Raw genomic sequence first — 18485 nt, 5'->3', positions numbered from 1 at the left:
GTCGGGAATGACACCGAGCCAATCAAGCGGATCTCGTATCACCCAGGGCGCGAGGCGCGACGACAAAGCGCAGTCCTATCTGGAACGAATGTAAGCTATCCAAATTGACGCGCCCGACGCGCTCTTCCTACTATCGAGCTAGGCAGTTTACGACGCGAGCGGCGATGCTTCCCCATTATTCCAAAGGCCGGGCCCTGATTTTTGCGCTTGCCGCGCTCACTTGGCTCGCCCCTAGCGGCGCCATGGCGCTCGACTCCGACGAGGCGGGCCTAACGCCTGTCGAGCGCCTGGGAAAGCGCGTTTTCGAGGATAAGACCCTCTCCCGCCCCGCCGGCGTCTCCTGCGCCTCCTGCCATGATGCGGCGACCGCCTTCCAGGGCTCCAACGGCTCGCCGGTCCCAGCCGTCGCGCGCGGCTCACAGCCCAATTCGCTCGGCAAACGCAATACCCCGACGATCCTCTACGCCTCTCTCGCGCCGCCCTTCGGCTTCATCGACGACAAGGACGAGGAGACGGGCAAGGTCGAGAAAGTCCCCGCGGGGGGCCAATTCCTCGACGGGCGCGCCAACGACCTCTTGGCGCAGTTCGAAGGCCCCCTGCTCGATCCGCTGGAGATGAACGCGCCCTCCAAGCGTTTCGCTGTGGAGGCGATCCGCGACGGCGCTTACGCGTCGCTCGTGAAGGAAGTCTACGGCGAGAAGATCTTCGACAATCCCGACGCCGCATTCGAGAAGCTCGCGCAGGCCGTCGTCGCCTATGAGTCGAGCGCGCGCTTCCATCCCTTCGCCTCGAAGTTCGACGACTATCTGCGCGGCAAGGCGGAACTGACGGCGATCGAGAAGAAAGGCTTCGCGCTTTTCAAAGACCCCAAGAAAGGCAATTGCCTCGCCTGCCACGTCGGCAAGGAAGACTCGCGCGACCCGAAAGATTGGCTTTTCACCGACTACACCTATGACGCGCTGGGCGCGCCGAAGAACGCGGCGATCGTGGCCACGGCGAATGCGCCCGACCTCGGCCTGTGCAAGCGACCGGGCCTCGAGAAGCTGGCGCCTGCGGGCTTCGATGTCGGCAGCGTCTGCGGGGCCTTCAAAGTGCCGACCCTGCGAAACGTCGCCGTGACCGGCCCTTACTTGCACAATGGCGCATTCACGAAGCTGCGCGACGTCGTCGCCTTCTATGCGACGCGCGACACCGATCCGGCGCGCTGGTACCCCAAGGCGGAAAAGTTCAACGATCTGCCGGCCGAATATCGCGCTAATGTGAACACGAAAGAAGCGCCTTACGACCGTAAGGAAGGGCAGAAGCCGCGTCTCTCCGAGAAAGATATCGACGCGATCGTCGCTTTCCTCGAAACGCTGACCGACAAGCCTCAGGTGGCGACCAAGCCATAGCGCGCAAGCGCGGCGCGCAATTGCGCGTCGGGTTTCGCCCCGCTGGTGAACACCGCGCTTGCCTGCCCCGTCGCGGCGAAAGTCTCCTCATAGCCCGCGTCCCGCAGCAATTGATCCACGCGCCGCGCAATCGCCGGCGCCGGGTCGATCCAGTCGACGGGCCAGGGCGCGAGGCGGCGAAAATCCTCGATGAGCAGCGGATAATGGGTGCAGGCGAGCACGACGGCGTCGGTGCGCGCGCCGCCCTCCTCCTTGAAGCAGGGGGCGATTTCGGCGCCGATATCCTCGTCGCAGACGCCCTGCCCCTGCATCCTTGCTTCGGCAAGCCGCGCCAGCATGGCCGAGCCGACGAGCGTCACGCGGCAATGCGCGGCAAATTGCGCAATGAGGTTCTGCGTGTAATCCCGCGCCACCGTGCCGGGCGTGCCGAGCACGGAAATCAGATGCGAGCGCGAGCGCTCCGCCGCCGGCTTGATGGCCGGGACCGTGCCAACGAAGGGGATGTGCGGCCAGTGGTCCCGCAGCGCCGGCAGCACGATGGTCGAGGCCGTATTACAGGCGATGACGACCATATCCATATCCGGCGCGTGTTTGGAGATGAGCTCCTGCATCACCTGCGCGACGCGCTTTACGAGGTCGGGCTCTTTCCAACCGCCATAGGGGAAGCCCGCATCGTCAGCGCAATAGACGTAATCCGCGCCGGGCCGCAGCTTGATGATCTCGGAGAAGACGGTGAGGCCGCCGAGGCCGGAGTCGAAGACGAGGATTTTTGGACGTCGGGTCATCGGCAGTTGTCAAAAAGTATCGGCAAATCTACCAACTCCATCCCGTGTTGCTCGCCGACGTCGACGCGATTTTTCGCTGCGCTTCCAAGGATGGAATGTCGGTGGAAAGCCTGTGCTCACTGCAGATTGAGCTGCTGCTCCACTCGGCGCAAGCGCGCTTCAAGCTCGCTAATGATGACGCCGTGACCAATGACGGCCGAGTGATATTCCACAACGGCGCGACGCAGCCCAACGATCTGATCGCTTAATTCTTTGCGCGTGACGCTGATTTTCTCATCCAGCGTGTGGATGTCTGATGCGACGTCCGCGCGTAGGGAATGCACCTCGGCGCGCAGGTCGGCGATATCTTCCTTGGTCGCCATATTGGCGCGCATCTCGCGGAGCAGATGCAGGACCAGATTGTCTTGTTCGTCGGCCATCGGCTGGCGGCTCCACTCGACGCCAAAGTGTTTTCCACGCCTCCAATATAGCTGATATCGGCGCGACCTCAAAACAGGCTCAAATAGTCTTGGATTTAAGTCGGGACGACAGCTTGGGGCCGTCCCGTTTAGTCGGAATTGCGGACTAAGCCCCTTGCAGGCCTTCCGCTTTCTCGAGAGCGCGCAAGGGCCGGGCGGCGCGACGGCTTCACATATTTCAGATGCGCAGTGCGCCGAGCCGATCAAAACGGCAGGTTGAACACGCGCGCGGGCTCCAACGCGCCCTCGATAACCTCGCCGAAAGCCACCGGCACGCCACCGCAGGCCGCATAGACAACGCCTTCCGCCGGCGCGTCGCGGCCGCGCAGGATCACCGAGCCGCCGCGCCGCAGCCGCGCCGCCGTATCGCGATCGACGACAACGCAGGGAAGCTCCGAAAGGCCCGCCTCGACGGAAAGCATCGCATCCGCCGCCATGCCCTGCGCTTCGATCTCGTCCAGCGTGTAGGAATCTTCTTCGATGAAGGGCCCGACGCGCGTGCGGCGCAGCGCCGTGACGTGGCCGTAGCAGCCCATCAGCCGCCCGAGGTCGCGGGCGATCGCGCGCACATAGGCGCCCTTGCCGCATTCCATGAAGAAGACGGTCTCCCCCGGGGAAAAGGCCTCGATCGTCAGCGAATGGATGGTAACGGCGCGAGCCTTGAGGTCCACCTGCGCGCCATCGCGCGCCAGATCATAGGCGCGGGCGCCGGCGATCTTGATGGCCGAAAACTGCGGCGGCGTCTGGAGAATGTCGCCCAGAAACTGCGGCATGAGCCCCTCGATCTCGGCGCGCTCAGGCCGCTTCTCGCTGGTGCGCGTGATCTCGCCGTCGGAATCGTCGGTGTTGCTCTCGGCGCCCCAGCGCACGGTAAAGCGATAGGCTTTCTCACCGTCCTGCACGAAAGGAACGGTCTTGGTCGCCTCGCCGAAGGCGACGGGGAGGATGCCCGACGCCAGCGGATCGAGGGTGCCGGCGTGGCCGGCCTTCTGGGCGTTGTAAATGCGCTTCAGGCGCGAGACCGCCTGCGTGGAGGTGAGGCCCACGGGCTTGTCGAGCACCACCCAGCCGTCGACGACGGCGCGATTGGATCTTTTCTGACTCATGATCTTCTTCAGGCGTTGTCCTGAGCGTCGTCGTCCGACGCTTCGAGGTCGCGCTTGACGCGCTCGGAATTGAGGATCGCGTCGATGCGCGACACAGTGTCGAAGCTGTCGTCGATGCGGAAACGGATGTCCGGCGCAAATTTCAGGTTCAGCTCATGCGCGATCTCGCCGCGCAGGAATTTCTTGTGGCGGTCGAGCGCGGCGATGACCTCCGGCTCGTCCTTGCCGCCGAGCGGCATGACGAAGATCGTCGCGAGCTTGAGGTCGGGGCTCATCTTCACGCGCGCGACCGTGACCACATGCTTTTCGAGCACGGGGTCGTTGATATCGCCGCGCGCGAGCATCCGCGCCATGGAATGGCGCACGAGCTCTCCCACGCGCAGCATGCGCTGCGACGGCGCGGAGCCGGCTGAATGATGGGATCGGGACATGGCTATGTTTCTGATCTCAATGTCGCTTGGCGAACGCCGTTACGAGCGAAGCGAAGCAATCCAGAAAAGCGCCATCGGCTCTGGATTGCTTCGTCGCTTTGCTCCCCGCAATGACGCGAAGGCGCGGGCGTTCTCGGAGCGGCCCTGTTACAGCGTCCGCTTGATTTCCTCGACGCGGTAGCACTCGATGACGTCGCCGGCGCGCATGTCCTGGTAGTTCTCGAAGGCCATGCCGCATTCCTGGCCGGCGTCGACCTCCTTGACCTCGTCCTTGAAGCGCTTGAGCGTCGACAGCTTGCCCTCGTGCACCACGACATTGTCGCGGATGAGGCGCACGCTAGCGCCGCGCTCGACCCTGCCGTCGGTGACGCGGCAGCCCGCGACCTTGCCGACCTTCGAAATGTCGAACACTTCGAGGATCTGCGCATTGCCCAGCATCGTCTCGCGCAACGTCGGCGAGAGCAGGCCCGACATCGCCGCCTTCACGTCATCCACGAGGTTGTAGATGATGTTGTAGTAGCGGATCTCGATGCCGGCGCGTTCGGCCGCTTCGCGCGCTTCCTTGTGGGCGCGCACGTTGAAGCCGATGACCGCGGCGTTCGACGCCTCGGCGAGCGCAATATCCGATTCGGAGATGCCGCCGACGCCCACATGCACAAGGCGCGCGCCGACCTCATCCGTGCCGAGCTTCTCCAGCGCGGCGGCGATGGCTTCGACCGAACCCTGAACGTCGCCCTTGATTACGAGCGGGAATTCCTTGCGGCCCGCCGTCTTGAGCTGGTTCATCATGTCGGAGAGCGAGCCGCGCGCCGTGCCGCCGCGGGCGGCGAGCTTGTCGCGCTTCATGCGCTCGCGATACTCGGTGATCTCGCGGGCGCGCGCTTCCGACTCGACAACCGCGACGCGGTCGCCAGCCTCGGGCGTGCCGTTGAAGCCGAGAATCTCCACCGGGAAGGACGGGCCAGCTTCCTGGCGCGTGGCGCCCTTGTCGTCGAGCAGGGCGCGGACGCGGCCCCATTGCGTGCCGGCGACGATAATGTCGCCCACATGCAGCGTGCCGCGCTGGACGAGCATGGTCGCAACCGGGCCGCGGCCCTTGTCGAGACGCGCCTCGATCACCGTGCCCTCGGCCGCGCGTTCGGCGTTGGCCTTGAGGTCGAGCACCTCCGCCTGGAGCGCAATGGCCTCGAGCAGCTTGTCGAGATTGGTCTTCTGCTTGGCGGAGACTTCGATTTCGAGCGTCTCGCCGCCCATGCTTTCGACCTGCACCTCATACTGCAGAAGCTCGGTGCGCACGCGCTCGGGCTTGGCGTCCGGCTTGTCGACCTTGTTGATCGCGACGATCAGCGGAACGCCCGCCGCGCGGGCGTGATTGATGGCTTCGATCGTCTGCGGCATGACGCCGTCATCGGCGGCGACGACGAGCACGACGATGTCCGTCACCTTGGCGCCGCGGGCGCGCATGGCGGTGAAGGCGGCGTGGCCGGGCGTGTCGATGAAGGTGATCGGCTGGCCGCCGGGCGAGGTCACCTGATAGGCGCCGATATGCTGCGTGATGCCGCCGGCTTCGCCCGCAACCACATTCGCCTGACGGATCGCGTCGAGCAGCGAGGTCTTGCCGTGGTCGACGTGGCCCATGATGGTGACGACCGGCGGGCGCGACTCGAGGTCGGCCTCGGCGTCGGGCGTGTCGAACAGGCCCTCCTCGACGTCCGACTCGGCGACGCGCTTGACGGTGTGACCCATCTCCTCGGCGACGAGCTGCGCGGTGTCGGCGTCGATCACATCGGTGATCTTGTGCATCTCGCCCTGCTTCATCAGCAGGCGGATGACGTCGACGGCGCGTTCCGACATTCGGTTGGCGAGTTCCTGGATGGTGATCGTCTCGGGGAGGATCACCTCGCGCAGCACCTTTTCCTTCTGCTCGACCTGCCCGCGGAACAGACGCTGCTGACGCCGTTTGAACGAGGCGACGGAACGCGTGCGCTCCTCGTCCGTTCCCGCGGTGGCGGTCGAGACGGTCAGACGGCCGCGATCCTTCATCGCGCCGCCGCGCGAGGGCGCGGGACGCGGCGGCGTCGGCGGCGTGAAACCGCCAACGGTGCGGGCGGGCGGACGGCGGATCGTCGTCGTCTCGACCTGGCCCGGCTGACCCGGTCGGGCGGCAGGCGCCGCAGGCCTTCCGGCCGGCGCGGCGGCCCTCGGCGCGGGCGCGGCCGGCCGCGACGGCGCGGCGGGAGCCGCGGCGTGCTGCTGGTCCTGCGGCAGGCGACGGCGGGCCTCGTCCTCGGCCTTGCGCTTGGCTTCCGCCTCACGAGCGAGGCGCTCTTCCTCTTCACGCTTGCGCGCTTCGGCGGCGGCGCGTTCGGCGCGCTCGCGCTCCTCGCGCTCGGCGCGCGCCTTGGCTTCGACCTCGGCGCGGCGTCGCTCATCCTCTTCGCGCGAGCGGGCGTCGACCAGCGCGCGGGCGCGAGCCTCGCGCTCCTCATCGGTCAGCGCACGCAGCACCATGCCGGCGGCGCCGCCACGCGGCGGCGACGGACGCTCCTGCCGCGGCGGCGGAGCGGAGGGCTTCGGGGCGGCAGGCGGGGGCGGCGCGGCAGGCGCAGCCGCCGCCGGCTTTTGCGGCTCGGGATGGCCCGGCGCGCGGCGCTTCACCTTCTCGACCACGACCACTTTCGAGCGGCCATGGGAGAAGCTCTGGCGCACCATGCCCTGCTCCCCCGCCGGGCGCTGCTTCAGATGCAACGTCTTCGACGGCGCGGCAGTCACAGTCTTGTCGCTATTTTCGCTCTCACTCATCCAGCTTCCGATCCTCGGCCGCTTCCGACCCGCTTTTTTCCACAGTCTCGTCCGGCCGCTCGCCAGCGTCCGGTTGTTCATCCCGCATCATCTGCGCCGCGAGGGGCGCGCCGTCCAGCGTCATGCCCCTATAAGCCGCCAGCCGACGGCACCGCGAAAGAAAACTCGTGCCCGGTCCGCCAGAGGCGACCGCTGCATGTATCACATTTGTGCGACCTAAAGCCAAATCCAATTGGCTCGACGTAAATAAGCCTATGATCGGTGGAACGCCATCGTTTTCCCGATTCGTCGCGACCTCGCCCCGGCGCGCGCTTTGTCGCAGCTTGCGCTTGCCGTCGGCGCCGCCGTCGCGCGCCTCGAGGAGCGCGCCGACGGCGCCCTTCTCGAGCAAATCCGCGACCTTGTTGAAACCCGCCGTCACCGCGCCCGCCTTGTTGGCGAGCGCCAGCATCTGCAGGCAATCAGCTTCGAGCAGGCGATCGACGTCCTCCGCGAGTTGCGGCGGGGTTTCCACCTGCTCCTTGAGGCTGCGCGCGAACATGCGCTTCTTCGCCGCCTCCGCGACCAGCGCGGCGCACGCGCCGACCCACACCCCCCGGCCCGGCAGACGCGCGCGAATGTCCGGCGCAATGACCCCATCGGGCCCGCGCACGAAGCGGATCATCGCCTCCGGCGGCTCTCGCCGCCGCGTGACGATGCAGGTCCGCTCGGACTCGCGCTCTTCTTTCGCCAAGGCCGTCACCGTGCTTATTCGCCCTCCGCCTCAGCCGCCTCGGTCGCCTCGCCGGCGTCGACCGCTTCCTGGGGCTGCTCGATCCAGCCGGCGCGCACGCGCGCGGTCATGATCATCGCCTCCGCCTCTTCGCGCGACAGATCGATGCCCGTGAAGAAGCCGTCGTGCTTCTTGGTCTCGCCGTCCTTCTTCTCGGTCCAGCCGACGAGATCGTCGGGCACGCAGCCCGCGAAATCTTCCATCGACTTCACGTCGTTCTCGCCGAGCCTGACCAGCATCGCGGTGGTCATGCCGTCGATCTCGCGCAATTCGTCGGAGACGCCCATTTCCTTGCGGCGGTTCTCGTTCTCCTGCTCCACGCGCTCGAGATAATTGCGCGCGCGCATCTGAATCTCGCCCGCCGTCTCCTCGTCGAAGCCTTCGATCGAGGCGAGTTCGGGAAGCTCGACGAAAGCCAGCTCCTCGACCGAGCGGAAGCCTTCCGACGCCAGCAGCCGGCCGACAACCTCGTCGACGTCGATCGCCGACATGAAGACGCGCGTGCGCTCCTCGAATTCTCTCTGGCGGCGCTCGGATTCTTCGGCCTCGGTCATGATGTCGATGTCCCAGCCCGTCAGCTGCGAGGCGAGACGCACATTCTGGCCGCGGCGGCCGATGGCCAGAGACAATTGGTCGTCGGGCACGACGACTTCGATGCGCGACGAATCTTCGTCGAGAACCACCTTCACCACTTCCGCCGGTTGCAGCGCATTGACGATGAAAGTCGCGGCGTCCGCCGACCACGGGATAATGTCGATACGCTCGCCCTGCAGCTCCTGCACCACCGCCTGCACGCGCGAGCCGCGCATGCCGACGCAGGCGCCGACCGGGTCGATCGACGAATCGCGCGACACCACGGCGATCTTGGCGCGCGAGCCCGGATCGCGGGCGACCGACTTCACCTCGATCACGCCGTCATAGATTTCCGGCACTTCCTGCTTGAAGAGCTTCGCCATGAATTGCGGATGGGTGCGCGACAGGAAAATCTGCGGGCCGCGCTGCTCGCGCCGCACGTCATAGACATAGGCGCGCACGCGGTCGCCGGGGCGGAACATCTCGCGCGGGATCATCTCGTCGCGGCGAATGATGCCTTCTCCGCGGCCGAGATCGATGATCACATTGCCATATTCGACGCGCTTGACGACGCCGCTCACGATCTCGCCGATACGGTCCTTATATTCCTCATATTGGCGATCGCGCTCGGCCTCGCGCACCTTCTGCACGATGATCTGCTTGGCCGACTGCGCGGCGATGCGGCCGAAGTCGAAAGGCGGCAGCGTCTCGGAAATCCAGTCGCCGGTCTGCGCCGCAGGATTGCGCTTGCGGGCGTCCTCGATCGAAATCTGCGTGGCGTCGTTCTCGACCTTGTCGACGACGAGCAGCAGGCGCGAGAAGCGCACTTCGCCAGTGCGCGGATTGATCTCTGCGCGCACCTCGGTCTCCTGGCCATAGCGCGAACGCGCCGCCTTTTGCAGCGCATCCTCCATCGAGGCGATGACGATCGTGCGATCGATCGACTTCTCGCGCGCGACGGCGTCGGCAATCTGCAAAATCTCGAGTCGGTTGGCGCTGACGGCCATTATCAATCTCCCTCGGAGCGGGCGGCGCGAGGCTTTGCGGGCCCCGGACCTTTCTTGAATTGCGTTTGTACGCCGGCCGGAACCAGCGGCTTGGGCTTGTTCTTCTGCGGGCTGCGGAAACGGCCCGGCCCGCGGCGCGGGCGCTCGTCCTCCGGCTCTTGCGGGACGCCGTCTTCTTCCTCGCCCGCCTGCTGAAGCTTGCCGGCGCGCAGCGATTCGCGGATCAGCGCCTCGGTGAGCATCAGCTTGCCCTCGTCGAGATCGGCGAGCGGCACGGTGACGAGCTTCTCCTCGTCGGAACGCGCGTCGGTGCGCTCGATCGCCAGTTTGGCGCCGCGACCTTCGCCCTCGACGCCCTTGATGATCCCGCGAAAGCGCTTGCGCCCGGATTCCACCGGATGCGTCAGTTCGACGCGCGCCTCATGGCCGATCGCGCGGAGAAAATCGGAGATACGGACCAGCGGCCGGTCGACGCCGGGCGAGGAAACTTCGAGGCGATATTCATTGGCGATGACGTCGGCGACGTCGAGCTCGGGCGAAAGCGCCTGGCTTGCCGCCTCGCAATCGTCGATGGTCATGATCCCATCGGGCCGCTCGGCCATGATCTGCAGCGTCTGGCCATTCTGCTGCATCAGCTTGACGCGCACGAGCCGGAAGCCGAGCTGCGCCAGCACCGGCTCGGCGACATGCGCCACGCGCGCGGCGACGCCGGTCTCGGAGACGAGACGGGGCTCGTCGAGCGGGGCGTCGATGGGAGCGGCGTTTTGCGTCAAGCGTGTCTGGTCCTGTCTGTTGAGTCCGCCAATGCGAAAAGAGCGGGTCCCGGCGGAGGGCCCACTCTCAACGGCGACCATTCGAGGATGGTCGTTATGAGAAGGAAGTGGGGAGCTTATATACCGAAGGGGTGGGGGGAGGCAAGGAAAAGAGCGGATGGATAATGTCTTTCGTTGAGTTGCCGCTCGGCCGTAGGGGCTCGGTTTAGACAATTGCGGCGCTTGAAAGCGACTGAACGCCATCCACATACCATCCAGCAGGATGGCGGAGGAGGGCGATGGCAGAAATTCACAGGCTGCGCGATAGAGCCGGCGACACTGAAAAAATCACCGTGAACGTCGGATATGTCGATCTCGGCCATATCGACCTTCTGGTGCGCGAAGGTTTCTATTCGAACCGCACCGACTTCATCCGCACGGCAATCCGCAATCAGCTCACGACCCATTCGGACGCGATAAAGCAATCGATCGTCCGCAACACGCTGGAGCTGGGCCTGAGGCATTTCAGCCGCACGGAACTGGAAACCGTGAAGGCCGCCGGTCGCATGCTTCGCATACAGGTCCTGGGACTCGCCACGATCGCCGATGACGTCACGCCCGAATTGGCGCGCGACACGATCGAATCGATCACCGTTCTCGGAGCGCTTCAAGCAAGCCCACCGGTAAAAGCGGCGCTTTCAGACCGGATCGGCTGAACGCTACCCCTTCCCTGCAGGAGACACTCAATGGGATCGTTCTTCGGCGACACGATGAAAAAGGCTATGCGGTTGGTCCGTGACCAGGCGCCCGCGGAAGCGACTCGCATGCTGTTGCACGGTCTCACGGGGGAGCCCCCGCTCCCCGCCACTCAGCCTGCGCCGCAAGAGCCGGCCGCTCGAACCGCGCCGAGGATCGAACCGCCGGTCGACGCCGCGCCGGGCGGCGCGACTTTCGCGCGGGGCTTGCGAATGCCGCTCGGGGAGACTTTGGAGCGCCTGCGCAGCGGCGAGCTTCCAAACCTCGGCCTCGGGGCGGAGGCCCTCGCGAAGCTCGGCAAAAGGCCCCGTGTGCATGTGCCGGACGGCGCATCCTATCTGTCACGCACATTCGCCTGTCAGGCGGGGACCCGACCTTACAAGGTCTACGTCCCGAGCAAGATGCGCGGCGGAGCGCCATTGGTCGTGATGCTGCACGGGTGCACGCAGAACTCGGACGATTTCGCGGTGGGGACCCGTATGAACAGTCTCGCCGAAGAGCATGGTTTTATCGTCGCCTATCCCGAGCAGCCCATGACCGCCAATCAGCTCGGCTGCTGGAACTGGTTCAACCAGCAACATCAGATCCGTGGTTCGGGGGAGCCGAGCATTATCGCCGGCCTCACCCGCGCCTTGATCTTAGAAATGGGCGTCGACCATGAACGCGTCTTCGTTGCTGGCCTCTCCGCCGGCGGCGCGATGGCCGAGGTCATGAGCGTGACCTATCCCGACCTCTACGCCGGGGCAGGCATTCACTCCGGGCTGGCCTATGGCGTCGCGACCGATCAAGCCTCCGCCTTCGTCGCGATGAGCGGCAAATTTGCCCAGCACGGCGGGCGGCAAGCCAGGGACCGCGCGCGCACGATTATTTTCCACGGTGCGTCTGATCGTAAGGTCCATCCGACGAATGCAGAACTCATTCTCGCGGAGGCGCAAGCGGGCGTTTCCCATGGCCATCAGGAAACATTACGGCAGGGAGTGGCGAATGGGCTTGAATATAATCACACGGTTGTCGCCGATGTGAACGGCCTTCCGCAATTGGAATATTGGGCCATCGAGGGGTTGGGCCATGCATGGTCAGGTGGCGCGCCCGAAGGCTCTCACACTGAGCAACGCGGACCTAATGCGTCGCGCGAGATGGTTCGGTTCTTTCTGGAGCGGTGAGCGGTCGCGCGCTCGACATACGGTTCCGTGTCATTCCCGACGCTCGCACAGTCGGACAAACAGGAATTACCGCCGTCATTGCGAGGAGGCGGAGCCGACGAAGCAAACCAGGGCCGCATCGCTGCCCTGGATTGCTTCCCTTTGCTAGCAATGACGGGCTCTGAACAAAACCAGCGCTTTTGTGGCTCTGGATTCCCAGTCGGGCTTTCAGCCCGCCGGGACGCGAGCTGCTCAAGACACTTTAGCTGGGCAGTTCTATCTTGCAGCTATCGATCCCAACCTTTTTCGCAGCACCTCGTGCCTCTCACATGGGTGGCGCGTCCTGGCCAGCGCTTCCATCGCAAAGGACTTGCTTGGTTGTCGGCCCACAGCGGCATGCTATAGCTTCGAAAGCCCACCCTCAATTTCAGGTCGCAAAATGGTTTTCTTATCCGCGTGGAAACTTTTTTTCGCTGGTGCGGCCGCGTTGTTTGGCTTCGCTACTCTGATGGATAAGCTCTCGTCAAACGAGCTACGTTCGCGCCTGCGTGAAATGATGATTCGAGATCACAGTTTTAGAAAAATGGGTTTAAATGAGTTCACAATTTTCTTTATCGAGAACACCTTTGGAAGGTTTTTTATTGGAAATCATTTGTCAGTTGCGAACTTATTAAAATCATTATCAACTACAGTAGCCGCTCTAATATGCATAATATTCGTATATTCTATAATTTATGACACAAGCCCTTTTTATTTTTTTAAATTCGCAGATAGTCAACCTCAGAATCTAAAGGCTATCTATATTGTAATCGTTGTAGGAACAGTGATTCTGAACGATTTAACCAGCGTTCTACAAACTGCAATGTTTATGCGCTTTGCCAGTAGCATTCGATCTTTCACTGACATGTTATTTCTTGGATTATGCGACTTAATCATTACAATAAATTTGTTTGTCTTCATTTTTCCTATCGCGATGACTGCTATCTTCGAGATAGATGATGCGACAGGCAGAGTAGTTGACCTATATGTCAGCTCATCGATTTTGGCAGAACCAAAAGATAGCCAGGCTCCGAAGTCAAAGAAAAGGGGTGCGACAGAAAAGGTCAGCGAATCGGAAAATGACGCACCCAACATTCGCTTTGCAAATGACGCTTCTTTTGGAAGTGACTTCAAAGAATTTATCAAGCACAACTCGCTCCGAGTAGATGAATTCCAGATAGAGCCTTACGAAATGAATTTTTCTGGACAGAAAAATTCACTTTCTGGAACAGAAATATATATGACATCTAAGGGAATAAATTCAGATGAAATTAGCAACACTCTATGGAAGGCGTTTGACATTCAGCTAGACAACGCACAACCCCCAAAGGCAGAGGACAATTTAGAAGAATTTCTACGTGAAGGAAAGACTTTCAAGCATGGCACCCTGCGTCTTGCGAATGGCTTCCACAACCATCCAAATTTAAACGTCTACTTTGCAGCCTACGCACAAAGCCATGTTGTTCAAGATCAATTCCTAGCAATTCCATTTCTAAGGATAGCAGAACAATCTATTAGAGGGCTGATGATAAGATTTTCTCCGACAGAGATGGATATTCCATACAAGAAAGCAAAAGAGTTTATTTTTCTGTGCGATTCAAAATTAATTTTTGAGGATAGCATACCCAACGTTTCCGAGTGCACGACCTATGCTCTCGCCTACATAGGTCCAGCACTACGGCACATATATTACTGGTCAAGAATATCTAATCCTCCCGTTGGCCCCATTATGGTATCGGTGTTCGCGTCAACCGGATTGTTCCTAGCGATGCTGTTTTATGCGTCGCTCGCACTCTACGTCCTTTCGGCTGTCACTCTACGAACAACTTGGATACTAGGCGTCGGTCGTGGGTGGTTTGATTTGGAGAAAAACCCGTTTGCCGTCTCCGCAGGCATCATTATCGTCACTGTGCTTCCAATGGGGCTCATTCTCGGACAAGTCGTGTCAATGATACTAGAGCCTCATTGATTCCAACTGCTCGCCATCTCATACAGAACCCCTCCCGCCTCACTTCGCCAAAAAATTGAACGCCTCCGCCTCCGCAAACTTCCCCGAAACCTCTCCCGACAGTATCGGCTTGCCGCTCAAATCGAGCTTCATGGGCTTTGCGCCCGGCTCCAATTTCAGCCTGTCGAGGTCCACCCAGAAGATCGAGGGGCTGTAGGCGCTTTCGAAATAATAGCGCTTGGCCGCCGTGTCGGAGACGGTGCGCCAGATGGTCGAGGCGATGTTCGGATGCTCCTTATCCGAAATGCTCAGCGGCACGGAGATGGCGCGGATCAGCGAGAAGGTTGTGGCGGTGGCGAGCCGCGGGTCCTTCTCCTTGGCGACGGCGTTCAGATTCCAGCTCACGCGCGCGAAACGGTCGGCGGAGCGGGCCGTGCCGGGCAGGAATTTCTCGCCGTCGACGTCCTTCCAATAAGATTCGATCGCAAGCTGCTGGTCGAAACTCGGCGAATTGGTCATCACGCGATATTGCGCGCCATGGTGGATGACGAGTTTGCCGCCGATATATTCGAAGATCGCGCTGTCGCCAGAGGCGTCGGCGAGGGAGAGATGGGCGCCCGCCTTATTGCCGTCCGGCAGGTCTGGCGCGACGAGGACGAAGGGCTCTTTTTGCAGCGCCGCCACGGCCTCGCCGACCGAGCCGAAATTATCGAGCGCGTATTGCCCCCAGGCGCCGATGGAGAGCTTCGGCTTCTTCGATTTGGCGGCGTCGCCATAGTCGGCCTCGACGAGATAGAGCACATTGGCGACGAGGCCTGCGTCGTTCATGCCGTCGACTGTCGCGAGATTATAGAAGGAGCTGATGACCGAGCCATGCTTGGCGGTCCATTTGATCGCCCCCTGCCCCACGCCGCCGTCGCGCGCCATGCCCTTGGGGAAGGACCAGAGATCGGTTCCGGGGTCCACCATCCAGTCCATGGAGCGGCCGATTTGGTAGGACTTGGTCCCCGTCTCGTACAGGATGCGCGTGCAGGCCTTGGCGGAGAGGCCGGAAAAAGCGAAGGCTGAGATGAGGCACAGACTGAAAAGGGCTTTCTTCATCGCGTGATCCTCCATGAGGCAGGCACGCGCGCGAGCCTATGGCGAGAAGGTTAAGCCAACATCCACCATGCCGAAATCGGCGGTGAGCACGCCTTGCGCCGCAAGCGCGAAATGAAACGAGCCGAGGCGCCAATGGTCGGCGCTCCACGCTCCATCGCCCATCGTCACGCGCGGCGGATCGGGCGAGACGGCGAAACTGTCGAGCGCGCGGGAGAGCCCCTGGCCTGTGGCCTTCACCACCGCCTCTTTCAGCGTCCAGATGGCGAAAAACATCTCGCGCCGCGCATCGCCCTCGACAGCGCGCAGCAGCGCGACTTCCTGCGGCGCGAAGAAACGCTCCGCGAGCTTCATGCTTTCCGCGCGCCGATCCTCGGATTCGACGTCGACGCCGATCTCGAGGCCTTCCGTGACGGCGACCGCCACCATGCCGCGCGTGTGGGTGAGGCTGAAACGCAGATCGCGAGGCGGGTCGAGGAGAAAAGGCTTGCCGAGCGCCGTCGCCGCAAAGCGCCACTCATGTGGCGCAGGGCCGGCGCGCCGGGAAAGCTCCGCCCGCAATAGCGCATGGGCGGCGATGTAAGAATGGCGGTCTTCTTCAAAGGCAAAGCGCGCGGCGCGCGCGCGCTCCGCCTCATCGAGCAGTGCGGCGAGCGCTGGCCATTGTTCGGGCGCAACGCCCGAAATGTCCAGCGCCCGGACCGCGACGTCCACTTAGGAGACGCCGAGCTTCTTCTGCAGATTGGTCGACGACGTCGTGTATTGAAACAGCAGCTTCTTCTCGGGATAGATGTAGCGATGCGCCTTCTGCGCCGCGAGCGCGCCCTCGTGGAAGCCCGAGAGAATGAGCTTCAACTTGCCCGGATAGTAGTTGATGTCGCCGACGGCGAAGATGCCCGGATGGCTCGTCTCGAATTTCTCGGTGTCGACCGGAATGAGATTCTCGTTGAGCTGCAGGCCCCATTCGGCGACCGGGCCGAGCTTCATCGTCAGGCCGAAGAACGGCATGAGACGCTGGCAGGGGAGCTTCAATTCGCTTCCGTCATTGCCCTTCAGAAGCGCGGTGGACAGCTCGCCGTCAGCGCCCTCGACCGTCGTGATCTGCCCGAGCTTGAAGGAAATCTTGCCGGCCGCGACCAGCTCCTGCATGGCCGAGACCGAATGCGGCGCGGCGCGGAAGGCGTCGCGGCGATGCACCAGCGTCAGGCTCTTGGCGATCGGCTGCAGGTTCAGCGTCCAGTCGAGCGCCGAATCGCCGCCGCCGACAATCACCACGTCCTTGTCGCGGAAGTCCTCCATGCGACGCACGGCGTAGAAGACCGACTTGCCCTCATATTGCTCGATCGTGGGGATCGGCGGCTTCTTGGGCTGGAACGAGCCGCCGCCGGCCGCAACGATGACGACCTTGGCGAGGAAAACCTTGCCGGCGTCGGTGGTGAGGCGGAAGGCCGGCTTCTCGGGCGTGCCGAGCGAGGTGAGCGTCTCGACCATCTCGTTGAAATGGAAGGTCGGATGGAAGGGCTCGATCTGCTTGAGCAGATTATCCGTCAGGCCCTGGCCGGTGATCTCCGGCAGGCCGGGAATGTCATAGATCGGCTTCTCGGGGTAAAGCTCCGAGCACTGGCCGCCGGCGCGCGGCAGAATGTCGATGACATGGCATTTGATGTCCAGGAGGCCCAGTTCGAACACCGCGAAAAGCCCGGCCGGGCCGGCGCCGACGATAACGACATCGGTTTCGATCGCGGCTTCGTTGACCTGGTTCATGTGTCAAATCCTCACATCAATGGCGGCGCGCATCGCCGCAGGCATTGGACGGCGAATGGGCGAATGCCCGCTCTCGGGTCGGAAACGGCCTGGCGAAGAAATCGGGGAGGATTTTCGAACGCGGCCAGCCGACCGGCGGATGAGCCATCCGCCGCCGCTCGCGTTCGTCTATAGCATTCGCCGCAAGATGCAACGCTAAACCGCGGCGCGGGGGGCGCCGCAATGGACCGCGCGCCCTCAGGCGCGCATTTTTAAGCGAGCCTGAAGGCTCGCGGTCCATTGGGGCGGTCCTTTTTTATCAGCCCTGCTGGGCGGGGGTCGTCACCACGAGCCCGTCGAGTTCCGGGCGCACGGTGATCTGGCAGCACAGGCGCGAATTCGGCTTCACGTCGAAGGCGAAGTCGAGCATGTCCTCTTCCATCTGCGAGGGCTTGCCGGCCTTTTCGACCCATTTCTCGTCGACATAGACATGGCAGGTGGCGCAGGCGCAGGCGCCGCCGCATTCTGCCGCGATCTCCGGGATGTCGTTGCGGCGGGCCGTCTCCATGACGGTGGAGCCGACCTCGCCCTCGACCGTGCGGGGCTGGCCGTTGGAGTCGACGAAGGTGATCTTGACCTTGGTCGGCGCGCCGCCGCCCGGTTCGGCGCCGTAGCGTGTCGCTGTGTCGTCGAAGCTCATCTTCACCATGACGCCCGTCTTCCCTGTGCGCAGTCAACGCCGAGGTTTCGCCAAACACCGCGCCCCCGAACGCATTCCGCCGTTCGGCCGCGCCGAACGCTCGATTTTTGCTGCGTTCGATTAGCATCGGCCCGTTTGTCGCGCTAGCCCCCAACAAGACTTCCGCGCATTTCCCAGGCGCCCCGCCGCGCGCCTTTTGGCCAAGAGAGTCCGACTCCCACCGCAGCCTCTCCCGAGAGCGCATTCCGCAAAGCGCGCTAGCGCCCGCGCGCCCAATCGGCCGTCTGGGCGAAGACCTGCGCCGCCGCCTGGGCAAGCGCGCGAACGGCGTCCGGCCCGATCGTTTCCGGCGTCGGCGCTTCGGCGGCGAAGCTGCGCCCCGCGCGCGTTGCGCCGCTGCTTTCGTCGACGATATAGGCGGCGATCTCCACGACAGCGACGTTGCGCGCCGCGTCGATCTCGAATCGCCGAATATCGGTCGCGAGCGCCCGGTTGCTTCCGTAGCCGATCCACGAAGCGGCGACGCCGCGGCGTTGCAGGGCCTCGATCATGCGCGCGCGCAGGAGACGCGGCAGAGGCTCCGACCATTGCGCGTCGGGCAGCAGAGCGACGCTGCCATCGGGAGCGCGCACGACCACGCGCGGGGAACTCGTCGGCGGCGTCGCGGTCGGCTCTCGGACCGCGAGAACAGGGCCGGCGGTCGCGACCGACACGGGGGGCGGCGCCACGGCGAGATCGAATGTTTCGCGCGGGGCCTGGACGCAGCCGGCGACAAAAAAGGCAAGGCCGGCAATAGATCCGCGCAATCTCGGCCTCGTGAAAATGCTCTCTCGCCCCATGCCTGGACGCCGCCCCTTCGCCTACCCGCCCGAGCCCGCGCGGCTTTGGCTTATCTAGCGCCGCCGAGCGAAGAAGACAAAGCCGCGCTTGGAGCGCATTCCGCGAAAGTTGGTAGCGTTTTGCGGAAAGAAGCGCTCCGTTT

17 protein-coding genes are annotated in these 18485 nt (G+C 63.2%); 4 read left to right on the top strand and 13 right to left on the bottom strand.

Annotated features, from left to right (window positions below; all coding sequences use genetic code 11):
* The first annotated feature begins 164 nt into the window (after positions 1-164).
* The gene (locus QMG84_RS03325) at positions 165-1391 is read left to right on the top strand and encodes a cytochrome-c peroxidase (protein WP_281930440.1); all 1227 of its coding nucleotides are present in this window, start codon (positions 165-167) and stop codon (positions 1389-1391) included.
* On the opposite strand, the gene murI is transcribed toward QMG84_RS03325, so the two are convergent.
* The 8 genes from murI to rimP all read right to left on the bottom strand — a co-directional run bounded on the left by murI (position 1370) and on the right by rimP (position 10098).
* Positions 1370-2176: a glutamate racemase gene (gene murI / locus QMG84_RS03320; RefSeq protein WP_281930439.1), complete on the bottom strand. Its 807-nt coding sequence runs from the start codon at positions 2174-2176 to the stop codon at positions 1370-1372. The two genes, QMG84_RS03325 and murI, sit on opposite strands and share 22 nt — an antisense overlap.
* Before the next feature lie 116 nt (positions 2177-2292).
* Positions 2293-2595 carry a hypothetical protein gene (locus QMG84_RS03315; protein ID WP_281930438.1) on the bottom strand — a complete coding sequence of 101 codons (303 nt, stop codon included), beginning with the start codon at positions 2593-2595 and terminating at the stop codon, positions 2293-2295.
* Between the two features lie 242 nt (positions 2596-2837).
* A complete protein-coding gene (gene truB / locus QMG84_RS03310; RefSeq protein ID WP_281930437.1) occupies positions 2838-3740 on the bottom strand; it encodes a tRNA pseudouridine(55) synthase TruB in 903 nt (300 codons plus the stop codon).
* A gap of 8 nt (positions 3741-3748) precedes the next feature.
* Positions 3749-4171 carry a 30S ribosome-binding factor RbfA gene (gene rbfA / locus QMG84_RS03305; RefSeq protein ID WP_202073976.1) on the bottom strand — a complete coding sequence of 141 codons (423 nt, stop codon included), beginning with the start codon at positions 4169-4171 and terminating at the stop codon, positions 3749-3751.
* 147 nt (positions 4172-4318) lie between these two features.
* Entirely contained in the window at positions 4319-6973 is a 2655-nt protein-coding gene (infB, locus tag QMG84_RS03300) for a translation initiation factor IF-2 (protein ID WP_281930436.1), read from the bottom strand.
* Complete coding sequence (locus QMG84_RS03295) at positions 6966-7715, bottom strand: RNA-binding protein (protein WP_202073978.1); 750 nt, start codon at positions 7713-7715, stop codon at positions 6966-6968. The genes infB and QMG84_RS03295 overlap by 8 nt, the downstream gene beginning before the upstream one ends.
* 5 nt (positions 7716-7720) lie before the next feature.
* Positions 7721-9325: a transcription termination factor NusA gene (gene nusA / locus QMG84_RS03290; protein ID WP_281930435.1), complete on the bottom strand. Its 1605-nt coding sequence runs from the start codon at positions 9323-9325 to the stop codon at positions 7721-7723.
* Between the two features lie 2 nt (positions 9326-9327).
* Positions 9328-10098, bottom strand: a complete 771-nt coding sequence (rimP, locus tag QMG84_RS03285) for a ribosome maturation factor RimP (RefSeq protein WP_281930433.1) — start codon at positions 10096-10098, stop codon at positions 9328-9330.
* Between the two features lie 278 nt (positions 10099-10376).
* On the opposite strand from rimP, the gene QMG84_RS03280 reads away from it, so the two are divergent.
* From QMG84_RS03280 to QMG84_RS03270, 3 genes are all read left to right on the top strand, one after another.
* Positions 10377-10793 (top strand): CopG family transcriptional regulator, encoded by a 417-nt coding sequence (locus tag QMG84_RS03280; RefSeq protein ID WP_281930432.1) that lies wholly within the window; start codon positions 10377-10379, stop codon positions 10791-10793.
* A 30-nt stretch (positions 10794-10823) separates the two neighbouring features.
* On the top strand, positions 10824-11996 hold the full coding sequence (locus QMG84_RS03275) for an extracellular catalytic domain type 1 short-chain-length polyhydroxyalkanoate depolymerase (protein WP_281930430.1): 1173 nt from the start codon (positions 10824-10826) through the stop codon (positions 11994-11996).
* A 181-nt stretch (positions 11997-12177) separates the two neighbouring features.
* Positions 12178-13983 carry a hypothetical protein gene (locus QMG84_RS03270; RefSeq protein ID WP_281930428.1) on the top strand — a complete coding sequence of 602 codons (1806 nt, stop codon included), beginning with the start codon at positions 12178-12180 and terminating at the stop codon, positions 13981-13983.
* Between the two features lie 39 nt (positions 13984-14022).
* On the opposite strand, the gene QMG84_RS03265 is transcribed toward QMG84_RS03270, so the two are convergent.
* The 5 genes from QMG84_RS03265 to QMG84_RS03245 form a co-directional block, all read right to left on the bottom strand.
* Entirely contained in the window at positions 14023-15063 is a 1041-nt protein-coding gene (locus QMG84_RS03265; RefSeq protein ID WP_281930426.1) for a linear amide C-N hydrolase, read from the bottom strand.
* 36 nt (positions 15064-15099) lie between these two features.
* Positions 15100-15774: a 4'-phosphopantetheinyl transferase family protein gene (locus QMG84_RS03260; RefSeq protein WP_281930424.1), complete on the bottom strand. Its 675-nt coding sequence runs from the start codon at positions 15772-15774 to the stop codon at positions 15100-15102.
* Complete coding sequence (locus QMG84_RS03255; protein ID WP_202073985.1) at positions 15775-16824, bottom strand: NAD(P)/FAD-dependent oxidoreductase; 1050 nt, start codon at positions 16822-16824, stop codon at positions 15775-15777.
* A 298-nt stretch (positions 16825-17122) separates the two neighbouring features.
* Positions 17123-17512, bottom strand: coding sequence for a 2Fe-2S iron-sulfur cluster-binding protein (locus QMG84_RS03250; RefSeq protein ID WP_210340712.1), 390 nt, complete (start codon positions 17510-17512; stop codon positions 17123-17125).
* A gap of 248 nt (positions 17513-17760) precedes the next feature.
* Positions 17761-18309 (bottom strand): ABC-type transport auxiliary lipoprotein family protein, encoded by a 549-nt coding sequence (locus QMG84_RS03245; protein ID WP_281930420.1) that lies wholly within the window; start codon positions 18307-18309, stop codon positions 17761-17763.
* Between the last annotated feature and the right edge of the window lie 176 nt (positions 18310-18485).

It is taken from the genome of Methylocystis iwaonis, assembly GCF_027925385.1.
Lineage (GTDB): Bacteria > Pseudomonadota > Alphaproteobacteria > Rhizobiales > Beijerinckiaceae > Methylocystis > Methylocystis iwaonis.
Note: the sequence above shows the minus strand (reverse complement) of the source record. Positions and strands in the feature narration are given on the sequence as shown.

Bases quoted from the DNA above. Each gene is read 5' to 3' on its own strand.
- QMG84_RS03325 (WP_281930440.1), top strand. From the start codon at position 165: ATGCTTCCCCATTATTCCAAAGGCCGGGCCCTGATTTTTGCGCTTGCC.
- murI (WP_281930439.1), bottom strand. From the start codon at position 2,176: ATGACCCGACGTCCAAAAATCCTCGTCTTCGACTCCGGCCTCGGCGGC.
- QMG84_RS03315 (WP_281930438.1), bottom strand. From the start codon at position 2,595: ATGGCCGACGAACAAGACAATCTGGTCCTGCATCTGCTCCGCGAGATG.
- truB (WP_281930437.1), bottom strand. From the start codon at position 3,740: ATGAGTCAGAAAAGATCCAATCGCGCCGTCGTCGACGGCTGGGTGGTG.
- rbfA (WP_202073976.1), bottom strand. From the start codon at position 4,171: ATGTCCCGATCCCATCATTCAGCCGGCTCCGCGCCGTCGCAGCGCATG.
- infB (WP_281930436.1), bottom strand. From the start codon at position 6,973: ATGAGTGAGAGCGAAAATAGCGACAAGACTGTGACTGCCGCGCCGTCG.
- nusA (WP_281930435.1), bottom strand. From the start codon at position 9,325: ATGGCCGTCAGCGCCAACCGACTCGAGATTTTGCAGATTGCCGACGCC.
- QMG84_RS03280 (WP_281930432.1), top strand. From the start codon at position 10,377: ATGGCAGAAATTCACAGGCTGCGCGATAGAGCCGGCGACACTGAAAAA.
- QMG84_RS03275 (WP_281930430.1), top strand. From the start codon at position 10,824: ATGGGATCGTTCTTCGGCGACACGATGAAAAAGGCTATGCGGTTGGTC.
- QMG84_RS03265 (WP_281930426.1), bottom strand. From the start codon at position 15,063: ATGAAGAAAGCCCTTTTCAGTCTGTGCCTCATCTCAGCCTTCGCTTTT.
- QMG84_RS03255 (WP_202073985.1), bottom strand. From the start codon at position 16,824: ATGAACCAGGTCAACGAAGCCGCGATCGAAACCGATGTCGTTATCGTC.
- QMG84_RS03250 (WP_210340712.1), bottom strand. From the start codon at position 17,512: ATGGTGAAGATGAGCTTCGACGACACAGCGACACGCTACGGCGCCGAA.